Source organism: Nocardia sp. NPDC056000 (genome assembly GCF_042269265.1).
Taxonomy (GTDB): Bacteria; Actinomycetota; Actinomycetes; order Mycobacteriales; family Mycobacteriaceae; genus Nocardia.
Genome location: NZ_JBHJXS010000001.1, coordinates 974,229 through 990,702, shown reverse-complemented (window position 1 = coordinate 990,702; position 16,474 = coordinate 974,229). Strand labels below are relative to the sequence as shown.

General features: G+C 65.6%; 15 protein-coding genes and 1 tRNA gene. 5 read left to right on the top strand and 11 right to left on the bottom strand.

Going from position 1 to position 16,474, the window contains the following annotated elements; genetic code table 11:
• Complete coding sequence (locus ACFC4D_RS04520; RefSeq protein WP_375966640.1) at window positions 1-1,032, bottom strand: NrtA/SsuA/CpmA family ABC transporter substrate-binding protein; 1,032 nt, start codon at window positions 1,030-1,032, stop codon at window positions 1-3.
• A gap of 180 nt (window positions 1,033-1,212) precedes the next feature.
• On the opposite strand from ACFC4D_RS04520, the gene ACFC4D_RS04515 reads away from it, so the two are divergent.
• Entirely contained in the window at window positions 1,213-1,971 is a 759-nt protein-coding gene (locus ACFC4D_RS04515) for an IclR family transcriptional regulator (RefSeq protein ID WP_364633041.1), read from the top strand.
• Between the two features lie 101 nt (window positions 1,972-2,072).
• Window positions 2,073-3,623 (top strand): amino acid permease, encoded by a 1,551-nt coding sequence (locus ACFC4D_RS04510; protein WP_376061811.1) that lies wholly within the window; start codon window positions 2,073-2,075, stop codon window positions 3,621-3,623.
• 5 nt (window positions 3,624-3,628) lie between these two features.
• On the opposite strand, the gene ACFC4D_RS04505 is transcribed toward ACFC4D_RS04510, so the two are convergent.
• The 8 genes from ACFC4D_RS04505 to ACFC4D_RS04470 all read right to left on the bottom strand — a co-directional run bounded on the left by ACFC4D_RS04505 (window position 3,629) and on the right by ACFC4D_RS04470 (window position 11,757).
• Complete coding sequence (locus ACFC4D_RS04505) at window positions 3,629-4,393, bottom strand: 3-oxoacyl-ACP reductase (RefSeq protein WP_364633045.1); 765 nt, start codon at window positions 4,391-4,393, stop codon at window positions 3,629-3,631.
• A gap of 9 nt (window positions 4,394-4,402) precedes the next feature.
• On the bottom strand, window positions 4,403-5,767 hold the full coding sequence (locus ACFC4D_RS04500) for an aldehyde dehydrogenase family protein (protein WP_376061810.1): 1,365 nt from the start codon (window positions 5,765-5,767) through the stop codon (window positions 4,403-4,405).
• Window positions 5,764-6,567 carry a gamma-glutamyl-gamma-aminobutyrate hydrolase family protein gene (locus ACFC4D_RS04495; RefSeq protein WP_376061809.1) on the bottom strand — a complete coding sequence of 268 codons (804 nt, stop codon included), beginning with the start codon at window positions 6,565-6,567 and terminating at the stop codon, window positions 5,764-5,766. The genes ACFC4D_RS04500 and ACFC4D_RS04495 overlap by 4 nt, the downstream gene beginning before the upstream one ends.
• Window positions 6,548-7,900, bottom strand: coding sequence for a glutamine synthetase family protein (locus ACFC4D_RS04490; protein WP_376061808.1), 1,353 nt, complete (start codon window positions 7,898-7,900; stop codon window positions 6,548-6,550). The genes ACFC4D_RS04495 and ACFC4D_RS04490 overlap by 20 nt, the downstream gene beginning before the upstream one ends.
• 88 nt (window positions 7,901-7,988) lie before the next feature.
• The gene (locus tag ACFC4D_RS04485; RefSeq protein WP_376061807.1) at window positions 7,989-8,795 is read right to left on the bottom strand and encodes a helix-turn-helix domain-containing protein; all 807 of its coding nucleotides are present in this window, start codon (window positions 8,793-8,795) and stop codon (window positions 7,989-7,991) included.
• Between the two features lie 180 nt (window positions 8,796-8,975).
• Window positions 8,976-10,349, bottom strand: coding sequence for an MFS transporter (locus ACFC4D_RS04480; RefSeq protein ID WP_376061805.1), 1,374 nt, complete (start codon window positions 10,347-10,349; stop codon window positions 8,976-8,978).
• A 49-nt stretch (window positions 10,350-10,398) separates the two neighbouring features.
• Entirely contained in the window at window positions 10,399-10,614 is a 216-nt protein-coding gene (locus tag ACFC4D_RS04475) for a heavy metal-associated domain-containing protein (RefSeq protein WP_364633053.1), read from the bottom strand.
• A 240-nt stretch (window positions 10,615-10,854) separates the two neighbouring features.
• Window positions 10,855-11,757, bottom strand: coding sequence for a ketopantoate reductase family protein (locus tag ACFC4D_RS04470; protein WP_376061804.1), 903 nt, complete (start codon window positions 11,755-11,757; stop codon window positions 10,855-10,857).
• Window positions 11,758-11,913: 156 nt separating this feature from the next.
• Here ACFC4D_RS04470 and ACFC4D_RS04465 point away from each other — a divergent pair, with 156 nt between their 5' ends.
• The 3 genes from ACFC4D_RS04465 (at window position 11,914) to ACFC4D_RS04455 (ending at window position 14,810) form a co-directional block, all read left to right on the top strand.
• Entirely contained in the window at window positions 11,914-13,239 is a 1,326-nt protein-coding gene (locus ACFC4D_RS04465; RefSeq protein WP_376061802.1) for a DUF2786 domain-containing protein, read from the top strand.
• Between the two features lie 179 nt (window positions 13,240-13,418).
• Window positions 13,419-14,576 carry a serine hydrolase domain-containing protein gene (locus tag ACFC4D_RS04460; RefSeq protein ID WP_376061801.1) on the top strand — a complete coding sequence of 386 codons (1,158 nt, stop codon included), beginning with the start codon at window positions 13,419-13,421 and terminating at the stop codon, window positions 14,574-14,576.
• A gap of 160 nt (window positions 14,577-14,736) precedes the next feature.
• A tRNA-Pro gene (locus ACFC4D_RS04455) sits at window positions 14,737-14,810 on the top strand.
• A gap of 43 nt (window positions 14,811-14,853) precedes the next feature.
• Here the strand turns inward: ACFC4D_RS04455 and ACFC4D_RS04450 are convergent.
• On the bottom strand, window positions 14,854-16,125 hold the full coding sequence (locus tag ACFC4D_RS04450) for a tyrosine-type recombinase/integrase (RefSeq protein WP_376061800.1): 1,272 nt from the start codon (window positions 16,123-16,125) through the stop codon (window positions 14,854-14,856).
• Window positions 16,125-16,352: a helix-turn-helix domain-containing protein gene (locus tag ACFC4D_RS04445; RefSeq protein ID WP_376061798.1), complete on the bottom strand. Its 228-nt coding sequence runs from the start codon at window positions 16,350-16,352 to the stop codon at window positions 16,125-16,127. The genes ACFC4D_RS04450 and ACFC4D_RS04445 overlap by 1 nt, the downstream gene beginning before the upstream one ends.
• Window positions 16,353-16,474: the final 122 nt, after the last annotated feature.

Here is a 16,474-nt window from a genome sequence, read left to right as displayed (position 1 = left end):
TCAGCTGCCCGCCTTGATGGCCGTCAACTGATCCTGGTTGAGCTTGGACTTCAGGTCGTAGAAGATATCGGCCGCGGTGATCTTGCGGGTGATCACGCCATTGTCGAAGAACACATTCACCACATCGGCGAGATCGGTCGCATCGGTCGCGGACGGCAGACGCGGCACCGTGGCCTCACCGCCGACCCGGATGGCATCGCTCAGCCGGGCACCGGAAAGCGCACGCGGACCGGTGGTTTCGAAGACATTCTCGAAATCGGCGGGAGCGGCGTGCTGTTTGGCCGTCAGCCCCTGGAGCACTTCGAGGTACTTGGCCGCGATCGCGGGATGCTTGTCCAGCACCTCGGTGCGGAACACGACGACGCTATTGTCCTTGGACCCGATGCTCTGTTCGGTCGCGATCTCGATACCGCCGTTGGCCTTGGCCTCCTGGTACGGAATCAGGAACGAGGCCCAGGCGTCGACCTTGCCGGTGGCGAACGCCGAGGCGGCATCCTTCTGCTGCAACGGCACCCGGGTCACCTTGTCGGCCGGAATACCCGCCTGCGCAAGGGCTTTGAGCAGGATGTACTCGCCCTTGGCGGCGGGGTTCACCGCGACGCGCTTGCCCACCAGGTCCGCGACCGAGTGGATACCCGAGCCGGGGGAGGCGATGATGCCGCTCTGATCCTTACCGGCCGGATCCTGCACCGCCACGATCCGCACGCCGACATCCTTGGACAGCGCACCCACCACCGGGCTGAACGCCGCGCCCGACACGTCGAGTTCCTTGGTGTTGAACAGCTTCAGCATGGAGCTGAAACCCGGTGTGGTGTTGACCCATTCGATCTTCGCGCCGAGTGGTGCCAGCGCCGCGTCGAAGGTGCCGTCGCGCTTGCCGATCGCGATCGGCCCCTCATTGCCCGGGTCGACCACCTTGAGCACGATCGACGGTGTGTCACCGCCGCCGGAGTCGGAACCGCATCCTGCGACGAGTGCGGCGATGGGAACGATCGCGAGTGCGATACGCATGAGGGCTCGCCTACGGGACATCGTGGAGACTCCTGTTCCGGATTGTCGATCAATGCCTCCGGACAGTAGGGAGGGGAGCGGCCCGCGACCAGGTAATGCTTTCCGTGGATCGGAAAGCTTGACAGATCGAGTTCGACTGCTACGGAAATCCTTTCCGCATAGCGGAAAGCTCCACCGGTGCGGCTGTGTTAGCGTCGCACCGTGGAAGCTTCCGGCGTTCAGACCGTCGCCCGCGCCCTATCCGTCCTGGACTGCTTCCGGGGCGGTGAGGAGCGCGGCGTCTCCGATGTCGCACGTCAGCAGGGGCTGGCGGTCAGCACCACGCATCGCCTGCTCACCGCGCTGGTGCAGGCCGGATTTCTGGAGAAGGATCCGGAATCGAGCCGCTATCGCATGGGCGGCGCGCTCGCCGAATACGGTCAGATCGCATACCGGCAGCACCGCATCTACCTCGCGGAGCCCGCACTGGAACAGCTCGCCAACACCACCGGGGCGAGCGCGTCGGTCGCCACCCGGCACGGCATCCACGCCGTCCTGCTTGGCACCAGCCGCTGGCGTGAATCCGACGGCCACGAACTCCAGGGTGTGCGCCTGCCCCTGCATGCCAGCGCCCTGGGCAAGGCGCTGCTGGCGTGGTCCGACGCCACCGATGACGAATTGCACGGCCTGCCTTATGAAGAGGGCACCGATCGATCCGTCTCCGGTCCGGCCGAACTCCGCCGCGAACTCACCGTCACCCGCGAGCGCGGCTACGCCTACAACGATGAGGAACTCGATCCGGGCTTCCGCACCATCGGCCTGCCCATCCTCGACACGAACGATCGCTGCCGATTCGCTCTCGGCCTGCGCGGACCCACCGCGCTCATGATTCCCGAACGCGTGCCGTTCTTCATCGAACTCGCCAGGGTGACCGCACAGGATATCGCCGCCAAGTTCGCGGCCGGCCGAATCGATGGGTAACTGTCGATTTACACATTCGCGGTGTGGTTGACGCATGTTTACTTCACACTGAGCTCCTGGCAAACGCCGTGTGAGGGCGGCGTTTTCACGCGGGAGTCTGCATGAGCGTTAATCAGTCCCAGTCCGATGACGAACGACGGCTGGCCGAACTCGGCTATAAACAGGAACTGGCCCGATCGTGGTCGGGCTTCTCGAACTTCGCCATCAGTTTCACCATTGTCTCGATCCTGACCGGCGGGCTCGCCAGCTACGGCATCGGACTCTCCAACGGCGGACCCATCACCATGGCGTGGGGCTGGCCGCTGGTCTCGGTGATGGTGCTGTTCGTGGGGCTGGCCATGGCCGAATTGGCCTCGGCCTACCCGACTTCGGGCGGTCTGTACTGGTGGGCCTCGGAGTTGGGCGGGCCGATCTGGGGCTGGTTCACCGGATGGTTCAACCTCATCGGCCAAATCGCGGTCACGGCCGCGATCGATTACGGCGCCGCGATTTTCACCACCGTGGTGCTCAATGTGATCGGGCTCGATATCGGAACCGACCGCACCGCAATCTTTTTGGTGTTCGCCGGAATTCTGGTGCTGCACGCGGTACTGAATGCCATCGGCCCGCATCTGTCCGCGGTCATCAACAATATCTCCGCCTGGTGGCATGTCGGCGGTGTGGCGATCTTCGTGCTGGTGCTCGGCATCGGCGCGGAACACCATCAGAGCGTCGGGTTCGTCTTCACCCAGACCGTGGACAACAGTTCGGTCGGATTCGGCGGGGTCGCGTTCAGTTTCCTGCTCGGCCTGCTGCACGCGCAGTACACCTTCACCGGGTACGACGCCTCGGCGCATATGTCCGAGGAGACGCACGACGCCTCGCGGATGGCCGCCAAGGGGATCATCAACACCATCATCGTGTCGGCGGTCGCCGGTTATCTGCTGATCATGGCGGTGACCTTCGCGATCCCGAACCTGGACGACGCGCTGGATCCGACCAAGAACAGCGGTTATCCGGTGATCTACATTCTGGAGAACTCGCTCAGCTCGTTCTGGTCCGGACTGCTGCTGATCATCGCCGCCATCGCCCAATTGTTCTGCGGCTACGCCTCGGTGACGGCGGCCTCGCGCATGCTGTTCGCGTTCTCGCGGGACGGCGCGGTGCCGGGTTCGGCGCTGTGGTCCAAGCTGTCGGCGCGCAAGGTGCCGGTCAACGCGGTGCTGTTCGTCTCGGTGTTCGCGTTCATCCTGCTGATTCCGTCGATGCTGGTGCCCGCGGAGAACGCTCCCACCGCGTACGCGGCGGCCACCTCGGTCGCCACCATCGGGCTCTATATCGCCTACGGCATACCGATTCTGTTGCGGCTCATGAACGGAAGCCGATTCCGTACCGGCCCTTGGCAACTCGGGCGCTGGTATCGGCCGGTCGGCATCATCGCGCTGATCTGGATCGTGTTCATCAGCCTGCTGTTCATCCTGCCGATGGATGATCGCGGCTATCCCTGGAATTCCGAATTCACCTGGAACTCGGTCAATTACGCACCCATCGCGCTGGTCGGCGTGGTGGGAGCGATCGCCATCTGGTGGTTCGCCTCGGCCCGGCGCTGGTTCACCGGGCCGAAGCGCACCGTGGAGGAACCGCCGGGGGAACAGGCCCCCGTCGGCTCCTGACCTCGCTACAGCGGGGTCACGTACGCACCGGAGATACCACCGTCGACCAGGAACTGGGACGCGGTGATGAAGGAGGAATCGTCGCTGGCGAGAAATGCCACGGCGGCGGCGATTTCCTCCGGCTCGGCGAAACGCCCGGCCGGAATATGTACCAGGCGGCGGGCCGCGCGCTCGGGATCCTTGGCGAACAATTCCTGCAGCAGCGGGGTGTTCACCGGCCCCGGGCACAGGGCGTTGACGCGAATATTGTCGCGCGCGAACTGAACTCCGAGTTCACGGCTCATCGACAGCACGCCGCCCTTGGAGGCGGTGTACGAGATCTGCGAGGTAGCCGCGCCCATGACCGCGACGAACGACGCGGTATTGATCACCGAACCCTTACCGCGCTCCAGCATGTGCTGAATGGCGTACTTGCTGCACAGGTACACCGAGGTCAGATTGACCTCCTGCACCCGCTTCCACGCCTCCAGTCCGGTGGTGAGGATCGAATCATCCTCCGGCGGTGAGATTCCCGCGTTGTTGAAGGCGATATCCAGCCCGCCGTAGGTGTCGACCGCCGTCTGGAACAGCGCCCGCACCTGCTCCTCATCGGTGACATCGACCTTCACGTACAGCCCGTCGACCTCGGTCGCCGCGGCCTGCCCCGAGGTGGCGTCGATATCCGCGACAACGACTTTCGCGCCCTCCTGGGCGAACCGCTTGACCGTGGCGAGCCCGATGCCACTGCCGCCGCCCGTGACGACCGCGACGCGATCCTGTAAGCGCTGCAACGTATCTCCTTAATTGTCGGTGGCGATGAAGACGTTCTTGATCTCGGTGAAGGCGCGCGCGGCATCCGGGCCGAGCTCACGACCCAGTCCGGACTGCTTGTATCCGCCGAACGGCGTCCAATACCGCACGGAGGAATGCGAATTCACCGACAGGTTCCCGGCCTCGACGCCCCGGGCCACCCGCAGCGCGCGGCCCACATTCGAGGTCCAGATGGAGCCGGACAGGCCGTATTCGGAATCATTGGCGATGCGCAGGGCATCGGCCTCGTCCTCGAACGGCAGTACCGCCACCACCGGGCCGAATACCTCTTCGGTGAGGAGGCGGTCATCGGGGGAGGAGGGCAGCACAACCGTCGGCGGGAACCAGAATCCGGGACCCTCGACGCGCGTGCCGGTGAAGGCGATCTTGGTGGAGGGCTCCAGGAATCCGGCGACCCGCTCGCGATGCGCGGCCGAGATGAGCGGACCCATCTCGGTGGCCTCATCGGCGGGATCGCCGACCCGCACACCCTGTACGGCCGGTTCCAGCAGTTCCAGGAATCGATCGAAGACGCTGCGCTGCACCAGAATTCGGGAGCGTGCGCAGCAGTCCTGACCGGCATTGTCGAAAACGCCGTACGGTGCGGTGGCGGCGGCCTTCTCCAGATCGGCGTCGGCGAACACGATATTGGCGCTCTTACCGCCCAATTCGAGCGTCACCCGCTTCACCTGTTCGGCGCAACCGGCCATGATGCCCCGGCCCACCTCGGTGGAACCGGTGAACACCACCTTGCGCACGGCGGGATGGGTCACGAAACGTGCGCCGACCACCGAACCCTTACCCGGGATCACCTGAAAGACGTTGTCCGGCAAGCCCGCCTGCGTCGCCAGCTCACCGATGCGAATGGCGGTCAGCGGGGTGAGTTCGGCAGGTTTGAGCACCACGGTATTGCCCGCCGCGAGCGCCGGACCGAAACCCCAGGCCGCGATCGGCATGGGGAAATTCCACGGCACGATAATGCCGACCACGCCCAGCGGTTCGTGGAAGGTGATGTCCACCCCGCCTGCGACCGGAATCTGATTGCCCAGCAGTCGTTCCGGCAGTCCTGCGCTGTAGTGCAGCACATCGCGAGCATTGCCCGCCTCCCAGCGCGCGTTGCCGATGGTGTGACCGGCATTGCGCACCTCGAGCTGCGCCAGGTTCTCCAGATCGGCGTCGATCGCCTCGGCGAATCGGCGCAGCAGGCGCGCGCGATCACCCGGCGCGATATTCCGCCAGCCGGGCAGCGCCCGTTGCGCCCGCTCGATGGCGGCGTCCGTCGCGGCCAGATCGGCCGCTTCCACCGTCGCCACGACCGTTTCGGTCGCGGGGTTGATCACCTGGGTCGTTGTCACCGATTGCGCTCCCTTCCATAGCGTGTCGCCTGTTCCACCAGCGCCCGCATGAGGCGGTCGTCGGCGGAGTTCTCCTCCGGATGCCATTGCACGCCGACCAGGAACGGTGCCTCGCCGGTCTCCACCGCCTCGATGGTGCCGTCGGCGGCGTGCGCGGTGGCGGTGAGACCGTCGGCGAGCACATCGATCGCCTGATGGTGATGACAGTGCACCGTCACCTCGGCTCCGGCGATCGTGGCCACCTGCGAACCGGGCACGGTCCGCACCGTGGTCACACCGAAAACGCCGGGCGTGCGGGCGTGATCGGTATGCCCGAGCACATCGGGGAGATGCTGATGCAGCGTGCCGCCCAAGGCGACATTCACCAATTGCAGTCCGCGACAGACCGCCAGCACCGGCATGCCCGCCGCCCGCGCCAACTCGAACAGCGCGAACTCCGACGCGTCCCGATCCGTGCGCAGCCCGCGCGTCGCCTCGTGCGGCTCCGCGTCGTACCGCTCCGGATCGATATCGGCCCCACCGGTCAGCACCAGTCCGTCGAGGCGCTCGATCACCTCGGGCCGCGCGGTTCCGCTGGGCGGCAACAACACCGGTATGCCGCCCGCCCGCTCGGTCATATCGACATAGGTCCGCGACAGCACCGCTGCATCGACATCCCAATGCCCGAACCTGGTCCGCTCGGAGTAGGTGGGCAGGCCGATCAACGGCCGCCGAGACTCCGCGCCACCGTTGGCCGACCGTGCCGAGTCGCTCGCCAGCCTGCTGACCCCGGAACCGCTCTCAGAGTCGTTCGAATCCACGCACCCGCTCCCAATCGGTCACCGCGGCGTCGAAGGCGTCCAATTCGACCTGTGCCGCATTCCGGTAGTGCCGCACCACATCCTCACCGAACGCCCGCTGCGCGACCTTGCTCTCACCGAACAGGCGCGCCGCATCCCGCAGCGTATGCGGTACCCGGGGCCGCTGCGACACGTAGGCGTTGCCTTGGAATTCCGGTTCCAGGGGTAGTTGCTGTTCGATGCCGTGCAATCCGGCGGCGATGGTGGCCGCCACCGCGAGGTAGGGATTCACATCCCCGCCCGGCACCCGGTTCTCGAAACGCAGCGCCGGACCGTGCCCGACCACGCGCAGCGCGCAGGTGCGATTGTCCCGGCCCCAGGCCACCGCCGTGGGCGCGAAGCTGCCCGCTTGAAAGCGCTTGTACGAGTTTATATTCGGTGCCAGTAGATAGGTGAACTCCTGGAGGCAGTCGAGTTGCCCGGCCAGGAAGTGGCGCATGAGCGGCGAACCGCCGTCGGCATCGTCCCCGGCGAAGACCGGCTTACCCGAACCATCCCGCAGACTCAGATGGATATGGCACGAATTGCCTTCGCGCTCATTGTATTTCGCCATGAAGGTGAGGCTGCGCCCCTCCTGCGCGGCGATCTCCTTGGCTCCGGTCTTGTAGATGCTGTGGTTGTCGCAGGTGATCAGCGCTTCGTCATAGCGGAACGCGATCTCGTGCTGGCCGGGATTGCACTCACCCTTGGCGGACTCGACATACATTCCGGCCCCGGACATTTCATTGCGAATGCGCCGCAGCAGCGGTTCGATTCGCGCCGTCCCGAGCATCGAGTAGTCGACGTTGTACTGATTAGAAGGCGTCAGCTGCCGGTATCCGCCCTTGAACGCCGCCTCGTAACTGTCGTCGAACACCAGGAATTCGAGTTCGGTCCCGGCGTAGGCGTACAGCCCGTGTTCGGCCAGTCGATCCAGCTGCGCCCGCAGCACCTGGCGGGGTGAGGCCGTCACCGGCTGCCCGTCCGAATCCACCCGCTCCACATCGCAGAGCACCAGCGCGGTCCCCGGCCACCACGGCACCAGCCGCAGCGTCGACAGATCCGGCCGCAGTACGAAATCCCCGTATCCGGTATCCCAGGAGGACATGGCGTACCCGTCGACCGTATTCATCTCCACATCGACGGCCAGCAGATAATTGCACGCCTCGGTGGCGTGATCGAGCACCTCCTCCACGAAATACCGTGCGGAACAACGTTTCCCCTGCAATCGCCCCTGCATATCGGTCATGGCCACCAGCACGGTGTCGATCGCCCCCGCCTCGACCTGACCCACCAGCTCCGCAACACTCAGCATCCCGGCTCGCATCAGTGACCTCTCTCGACGGCAACCGCCTCACGCTAAGCGAACCGACGCCCCGCCCGTGCCCGAATCCGCAAGGAGATCACCGCGTGTCGCGGGGATCCGCCGGGCTGCCCTGCAGGTACCGGATCCAACCCGGAAAACGCACCGAATCCACCCCGAACGCCTGGATGGCGACGGCGGACTCCGCGCCGGTGCCGGAATCGCGCAGCCGCAACACCTTCGGAGCCTCGAAGTAGAAAGGTTCGGCCTCGGCCCAGACGCGTTCGAACTCGGGGAACCGTCCCAGATCCGCGACCAGTTCCCCGAACGCGTCCGAACTGTGCAACGCACCCGCCAGGCCGCGCAGCCAGCCTACGAGGAGGGCGAACGCCTCATCCCTGTTCCCGATCGATTGTTTCGACCGACCGGTCTCCAGATACCAGTGCAGCAGACCGCGGGATTCCCCGATACCGGGATGCGCCGCCGCGAACGCCGCATTGCAGGCCAGCACGGTGAGCCGGGCATCCACATACGCCGCCAACCCCTCGCGCAGCATCATCCCCCGATGCGCCGCACCGGAAATCGCCTCGCGCAACTGACGCGGTGACGGAGCGCCATGCATGCTCACCCCGGCCAGATCGAAACACAGCCTGCGCTCGGCCGGACTGACCACCCGCACCCGATCCAGCGAAGTGAGCAACGCGACGAGCACCGCCGCCCCCGGCCGATCCCTGCGCCCCCGCTCGAGATGCGAGAGATAACTGGTGCTCACACCACTGGTGAAAGCGAGCGACTCCCGCGAAATACGCCGGAATTCCCGCAGCCGCCGCAACGTATCCCCGAACCGCGGCGGCTCGGGGCGATCGAGCGCGCGTGACTCCGACGATTGCGGATGGTGGGGTAGCACAGTACCTCCGAACGTCGAGGTGGGCGGCCGGTGAGAGCTCGGCGGCCGGAGCTCTCACCTCAGCGTTCCGCGGTGGCGGTGCTGCCTGCCTCACACGCGGCGGGTGAAATCGCGTGCGAAGTGCCGGTTCACACCGGCGGCCGCGGGCATTGCCCAGGCCGCCGGTGTGCGACTGTCATCTCACGCTGCCAGTACGGGCTGCCGGTGCTGCGCGCTCGGCCAGCGTGGGTGCTCGGGGTCGATGACGTAGGCGTGTGTGTGCTCGTACAGGCGATCGGTGATTCGGATGGCATCGGCCAGGCGGATCGGGTCGATGGTTCCGACCTCGTGCAGATGGGTGATCTCCTGCGGATCGTGCCGTGGCCACATGCGCACTGCCACGGTGAGTCCCGTCGCGGCGAGTGCCGCCAGGGTCAGCCAGGTGATGGTGAAACCGGCTGCGGTGGTGAGCCATCCGGCGATCGGATAGGTGAGCAGCCAGGCCAGATGCGAGAGCGAGAACTGCGCCGCGAACAGCGCGGGCCGATCGGCGGGCCGGGCCGAGCTGCGCAACACCTGCCCGGTCGGGGTGAGTATCGCAGCGGTGCCCGCGCCGGTGGCGGCCCACACCGTCAGCGCCGCGGCCCAACGCCAGTCGCCCGAATCCGCCAGGGACAGTGCGATTGCGCCGCCGAGGGCGGTGATCAGCATCGCGGCACCGGCCAGCATGACCGGCCGCGCGTCCACCCGATCCAGCACGCGGGGGAGTGCCAGCGCGACCAGCATCGTCCCGAAACCATTGGCGGCCAAGAGAATCGCCACACCGGTCTGGGTGCCGCCGAGCGTATCGCGCACGTAGTTGACGGAATTCACCATGATCACCGAACCGGCTGCCGCGACAACGAGATTCAGCCCCAGCAGCCCGCGCAGTCTCGGGGTGGCCGCGAAGATTCGCATACCGACGGTGAGCCGCTCGCGGAAATCGCCCGCGGTGGTGGCTCCGGCATCCGGAATGCGGGTGCCGAGCACCAGCCCCGCCGAAATCACGAATCCGATTGCGGTGCCGATGAACAGCCAATGGAAGCTGATCAACAGCAGCGCCGCCGCGGCCAGCATGGGGCTGAGCAGCGTTTCCATGGTCGCGGCCAATTGTGCCGCCGACAGCGCGCGAGTGTACTCCCGCTCATCGGGCAGGATATCCGGGATAACCGCCTGATAGGTGGGCGTGAACGCGGCCGAAGCCGTCTGCAATACCGCGATCAGCACATAGATCTGCCACACCTGATCGATGAACGGCAGCGCCAGCACCACGGCCCCGCGAATCACATTGAGCCCGAACAGGAACGGCCTGCGCGGCAGCCGATCGGCATAGGCCGCCACCACCGGCGCGACCGTGACGTACACGAGCATCTTGATGGTCAGCGCCGTGCCCAGCACGGCCGCCGCATCCGCCCCCGCCAGTTCATAGGCGAGCAATCCCATTGCGACGGTGGTCAATCCGGTTCCGAACAGCGCCGAAACCTGCGCCGTGAACAATCTCAGATAGTCGCGATTCCGGAACAGCATGGTGATCATCGAACGGTCCTCCCGTCCGCGTCACCGAGCCGGTGACGCGGACTTCACTTCAGCCTTTGGCTACCCGGTAGCCCAGCTGCTCGACAGTGGCCTGAATCAATGCGTCGTCGCCCGCCCCGAGAACATTCATCCGCCCGGTGGCAAGTTCGATCCGAACGCCGTCGACCCCGGCGAGTTTCCCCACCGCGGCCTCGACCTTCCCGACGCATCCACCACAGGTGATTCCGGACACCGTGTAGCTGCTGCCGTTCGCGTCGCTGCTCATAGCCGTTCTCCTCGCACTCCACGGGCTTGCCCGTCACGGCGGAACATCCGCCGCGCTGACTATAAACCCCTACCCCCTAGGGGTATCAATATGACCTGGGTCACCCACCTCGAGCTGGTCGGTCGATACGAATCCCGCCCACCCGCAAGCGAAGTTGCCGAGGGGGTAATGGCGGCGGCAACAGGTGAGCAGTTCCGCCGGCACTACCCCCTCGCGACTCTGCGGTGGACTCGCTGCGGGTCAGGGCAGGCGGGCCTGCAGTTCCTGAACGAGACGCGTTGCGACCGGGACCGCGATGTTCCAGCTGTCCGCGGCGCGGAGTAGTGCGCCGCCGATCGCATCCAATTCGAGTGGGTGGCCAGCTTCCGCGTCACGCTGCATCGAGGATTTGGCCTCCGGCGGGAACGCGTTGTAGCGGGCCAGGACCTGGGCCGCGTCGATGGGCGCGTCGTGCGCGCGGGCGACGGCGACGGTCTCCGCCACCAGGGCCGCCAGCTCATCGCCGTGCTCGGCTCGGATCTCGCCGAGCGGGACGGCGTATCGGGTGGTGAGCAGGGCGAACGGGGCGAGGAAGGACATCTTCGCCCAGAGGGCGGCGGCCTCGTTCCCGAGAATCCGCACCGTGGGGCCCGCTTCGGTGAGGGCGTCGGCCAGCGACTTCAGTGCTGACTCGGGAACCGCCTCGCTGGTCAGATCGATCTCCGCGAATAGGCTCGCATGCTCGATCACACCCGGGGCCACTCGGGTCGATTCGACCCGAATTATGCCGGGGGACACCCGATCCGGGCGATAGCGACCGCGCAGCAGCGTCGGATGCTCGACACCGTTCAGCAGCGGAACGAGCAGTCCATCGCCGAGCGCCTCGGCCGGGACGCGATCCAGGGCCGCATCCAACGCCGTGTGTTTCACCGCGATCAGGCAGGCGTCCACCGGCTCGCGCAGCTCGGTATCCGCCTCGACCCGCGCCGTGAAATCTCCGAATTGCGCACTGCGGACCTGAATTCCATTGTCGCGCAGGCCCTGCGCGGTTTCCGGACCGGCCAGGCAGATCACCCGATTACCGGCCCGTGCGAGCAACGCGGCGAGCAATCCGCCCACACCACCCGGACCCAGAATCGCAACTGTCAGTTCATTGTTCGCCAAGGCGAGTTCCTTTCACCGGTCGGCCCCTCGGAAAGGTGGCCGCCACCAACCGAGTATGGCGGACCGGTCCGATGGTCCGGCCACCCGGCCCATGACGCCTCCTGAACCCGGTGAAATAGGGTCGACGGGTGACAGGGAACCACGCGCGGGCAAGCCATGGCTAAACCGAATCGCAAACATCGAGCGGCCAAGCAGCGGGCGCAGCAGAGCGATGCCGAATTCTGGGCGGCACTGGGCGTCCCCGAGGATCGGCAACCGACCGCCGCGGAATTCGGTAACGCGATCATGACCGCGGCCATGCAGTCGGCGCAGAGCGGGGCGCAAAGCAAGACCGCGCGCGGCGACGCGGCGATCGCCAAACGCTTCGGCGCGCTGTTCGCCGGTGTCGGGCCGCTCGCCGCCGAGGTCGAGCACGGTGCACAACTCTCAGGTCAGCGCATTATCGCCAGGGTATTCGAGAACGGCTGGCTGCCCGGAGACGTCGCAGAAGCGGCGCGACGACGGCTCGATACTTTCGGGATCGGTTTCACCACCGATGTCATGGCTGCTTATATGCGGCCATTCGCGCCCGCGACAGTCGATGAAACCTGGCTCATCCAGCTCGGCGAATTGAATGCGGAAGTCTGGTGGACCGATTCTTCGTCACATCTGTCGCAATGGTCGGCCAAACACATGCTGACCCCGGTGGAGGCCCTGACCACGGTCATCGAGGCACTCGCCCTATTGATCTTGCTGCCGAAAATGGAACTGATCCGGCCACTGCCCGGCACCGCACGACCGGCCGCGGACATCCCGCATCATGTCGACGAAAAGGTGCTGGGCCGAGTTCGAGGTCTGCTCGCCAAGGCCGAATCGACCTCATTCCCCGAAGAGGCCGAAGCGCTTTCGGCCAAAGCACAGGAATTGATGACCAAATACGCACTCGACCGCGTGCTGGTCGATGCGGACAGCGCCGTCCCCGATCTCCCGGGAGCCCGCCGCATCTGGCTCGATACACCGTATACGGACGCCAAAGCCCTGCTCATCGACGTGGTGGCCAATGCCAACCGCAGCCGCGCCATCTTCTTCGCGGAATGGGGGTTCGTCACCATCGTCGGCGACGAAGCCGACCTCGACGCCGTCGAACTCCTGTCCACCTCGCTGCTGGTGCAGGCCACTCGCGCCATGATCGCCAGCGGCGACGCCGCCACCGACGAGGCGCGCAGCCGGGTCTACCGCAAAGCCTTCCTCGTCGCCTACGCCACCCGAATCGGCGAACGCCTGGCCGCGGCGACAGCCGCGACGATCGCTGAATCCGTTGCGCCGGAACGCCTCCTGCCCGTTCTGGCCTCGCATCAAATCGTCGTGGACACCGCTTTCGACAACCTGTTCCCGCAAGCCCGTAGTCGCGGCATCGCCATCCGCAGCGCCGAAGGCTGGGATGCGGGCCGCGCCGCCGCAAACCGCGCTCGCCTCGATTCTCGACGCCCTCTGGATCGGTAGAGCCCGACCGAATCCCGCCATAAGATCGGTAGGGCCCGACCGAACCCCGCCATTAGATCGGTAGGGCCCGTCGAACCCCGCCATCCCCTCGGACAGGCAGGGTTGTCGGGGGAGTCTCGGGGTGCGCATAGGACCTGCGGCCGATGCGCCCGCCGCCCCCGCCGTGTGACCCTCGATCCATGACGTCGAAGCTGCGAGCGAGTCGAATCCTGGTGGGCGGCGTAGCCCTGGCATGCGCCCTGGCCGCATGCACCTCCGGCGCGGAACCCGCTGCGCCGCAACCCCTCTCGGATTCCAGTCGCGCCGAGGTGCAACGCGCTCTCGACGCCGTAGTGGCCGCTGGCATAGCGGGTGTCCGCATTGTGGTGACCGAGAACGGTCAGGAATGGACCGCCGCCGCAGGTGTCGGAAACGCCGATACCGGCACACCCTTCCCCGCCGACGCCCGTGTCCGAATCGGCAGCAACACAAAAACTTTCGTCGCCACCGTCGTGATGCAACTGGTAGCCGAAGGCAAAGTAGACCTCGACGCCCCCATCGAGCGCTACCTCCCCGGTGTAGTCCACGGCGACGGCATCGACGGCAATCACATCACCGTCCGAAATCTCATGCAGCACACCAGCGGTCTCCCCGAATACCTCGAAATGCCGCAACTCGACGGCGACTACGAAACCATGCTCACCCAGCACTTCAACCCTGCCGACCTGGTCCACAGCGCCCTCACCACCATGCCCGCCCATTTCCCGCCCGGGGAAAAAGCCGAATACAGCAACACCAACTACCTGATAGTCGGAATGCTCATAGAGAAAATCACCGGCAACCCCTATTCCGACGAGGTCACCCGCCGCATCATCACCCCCTTGGGCCTGAAATCCACCTACATCCCGGCCCCCGGCGAAGTAGACCTCCGCGACCCCCACCCCCAAGGCTACGAATCCGTAGACGGCCACCGAGCCGACCTGACCCGCTTGGACACCTCCTGGGCCTCCTCCGCCGGAGCCATGGTCTCCACCGGCACCGACCTCAACCGCTTCTTCAACGCCCTCCTCTTCGAAAACCTCCTCAACCCCACCCAACTAACCGAAATGCAGAAAAACCCTAAACCCCTCACCAACCGCCCCGCCGGCATCAACTACGCCCTCGGCCTGGCCAACCTCACCGTCCCCTGCGATAAACAGGTCTGGGGCCACGGTGGCTCCATCCCCGGCTTCAAAACCTCCGACGGCATAACCACCACCGGCCGAGCCGTAACCCTCATGGCCAACCAACGCTCCGACACCCCCACCGCCACCACCGCCCTCCAACAAGCCTTCAACACAGCAATCTGCACCCCCTGACCCCACCCCGCACAACCCTTGCCCCAGACCACGATTCGCCCCCACCTCCCACCCCCTCCCCACCTCTCCGAATCGCCCGGCACCAGCCGATTTGGAGGAACAGGGGGGTCCTGATGTAATCTCATCGAGCACGAAGCGCAGCGGAGTGCAAGCAGTACCACGGGCTGTGGCGCAGCTTGGTAGCGCACTTGACTGGGGGTCAAGTGGTCGCAGGTTCAAATCCTGTCAGCCCGACACATGAAAATCCCCTCCGACCACGGTCGGAGGGGATTTTCCTTTACTTGACCAGCCGGAGATGGTGGCCATTTGGTGGCCGTTTCGGCGCTTCCAGGTGCAGTGACAGCAGATTCCCGGCGTTCTGGAACGCTGCCGCGTTCGGGTGTAGGTAGAGCTTGGTGACCCGTGGATCGGCATGCCCTGCGATGTCCTGAAGCAGATGTTCGCTCACTCCGGCATCGGCCAACCAAGTGAGCCCGGTATGCCGGAGGCTGTGTCGCCGGAGATGTTCGTAGCCGAGTTCGGCGACCACGTCATCCCAATGGGTAGCACGCCGGAGAACGGTGATCTGGATCCGCCCGCCACGAGGTCCAACGAACAGCCGTGCCCTCCGATACGCCTGGCGTCGTGCGGCGGCGTCCCACCGCTCGAATGCGGGGTCTGACTCCACTCGGGCGCGTGCCGCAGTGATACTGTGCTCCACGAGCGGTCGAAGCTCTTCGATGATCGGAACCGTGCGCGCGCGTTTGCCTTTCGTTCCCTTGTCCTGCAAACCCCCTGGGCCTGGTGTGGTTTGGCGACGCAATGACCACAACCAGGTGTCGGTGTCGATATCGCCGACGCGGCAGCCCGCGACCTCACCGATGCGAGCCGCGGTGCAGGCAGCGAACATGGCCACATCACCCCAGCCTCGAAACCGATCGGCAGAGGCAGCAACGAGAGCGTCGGCTAACTCGGTCAGGGTTTGCCAGTCCGGCAACGCCAGTGCGCGAGGATTGTTCAGCTCGTCCTCGCGTCGTGTGTACTGCCGTTGCCACCCAGGAACTTCCACCCGGTTGCGGTCTATTACCTCATCGCGCACAGCCTGATCCATGACGCGACCGAGCGCGGCCAAAGTGTTCTTGATCGTGGATTTGCTGTGCCCACCGGCGATCCATCTGCCGACCGCGCGATCGGCGACACCCGCCGTGATCATCGTGATCGGCAGATGCCCCAGGGTAGGGACGATGCGGCGGCGCCAGCCGGCCCGATATGGGTCAAGGGTTTTAAGTTCGACGCCGCTCATCGCTATGTCCCAGTTAGCATCTCCGTACTCCTTCAAGGTCGCGGTGGCCGACTTCGGATCGACACCGCGGGTGGCGGCCTGCTGGATCCGCTCGATCCAACTGTCGGCTTCGGCACGGTCCGCGAAGGATTGGGACTTCGTATCTCGCTTTCCCGTGGCCCGATCGGTCCACCGCACCCGAGCCAGAAAGGGCTTGGCGCGCTCGCGTTCTTCAATACTGCCGCGAATTTCGACGCCGAATGGCATGAGGTTCACCTGATCGGACATCACGCCACCGCCGGATCGACACGTCGTCGCATCAGATACTCGATTACATCGGCGCCGCGGTACCGCGTGACCCGACCGGAGATCACCACGAACGGCGGGCCCTGCGGCGGGGAGGCAGTGCGCCACCGCCTCAAGCTGGACGGATCAACCTTCAGGAAGGCCGCAACCTCCTCGGTGGTGTACCACCTCGTCCGATCGAAGTCGGGCGACTGTACTTCGACTCTCATGACTGTTCCGTTCGCATCCGTGATCGGTCCGGTGTGATTGAAGACGGGCGAATAGGCGTCTGTCCCCAGATCACGCTGTCGAGGCCCCCTCCGTTCTGCTGTGCATTTGTCTGGCTGATTTC

Excerpts from the sequence above, each read along its gene's own strand:
- ACFC4D_RS04450 (WP_376061800.1), bottom strand. The coding sequence starts at position 16,125 with ATGTCCGATCAGGTGAACCTCATGCCATTCGGCGTCGAAATTCGCGGC.
- ACFC4D_RS04480 (WP_376061805.1), bottom strand. The coding sequence starts at position 10,349 with ATGATCACCATGCTGTTCCGGAATCGCGACTATCTGAGATTGTTCACG.
- ACFC4D_RS04510 (WP_376061811.1), top strand. The coding sequence starts at position 2,073 with ATGAGCGTTAATCAGTCCCAGTCCGATGACGAACGACGGCTGGCCGAA.
- ACFC4D_RS04445 (WP_376061798.1), bottom strand. The coding sequence starts at position 16,352 with ATGAGAGTCGAAGTACAGTCGCCCGACTTCGATCGGACGAGGTGGTAC.
- ACFC4D_RS04465 (WP_376061802.1), top strand. The coding sequence starts at position 11,914 with ATGGCTAAACCGAATCGCAAACATCGAGCGGCCAAGCAGCGGGCGCAG.
- ACFC4D_RS04520 (WP_375966640.1), bottom strand. The coding sequence starts at position 1,032 with ATGTCCCGTAGGCGAGCCCTCATGCGTATCGCACTCGCGATCGTTCCC.
- ACFC4D_RS04460 (WP_376061801.1), top strand. The coding sequence starts at position 13,419 with ATGACGTCGAAGCTGCGAGCGAGTCGAATCCTGGTGGGCGGCGTAGCC.
- ACFC4D_RS04490 (WP_376061808.1), bottom strand. The coding sequence starts at position 7,900 with ATGCTGAGTGTTGCGGAGCTGGTGGGTCAGGTCGAGGCGGGGGCGATC.
- ACFC4D_RS04475 (WP_364633053.1), bottom strand. The coding sequence starts at position 10,614 with ATGAGCAGCGACGCGAACGGCAGCAGCTACACGGTGTCCGGAATCACC.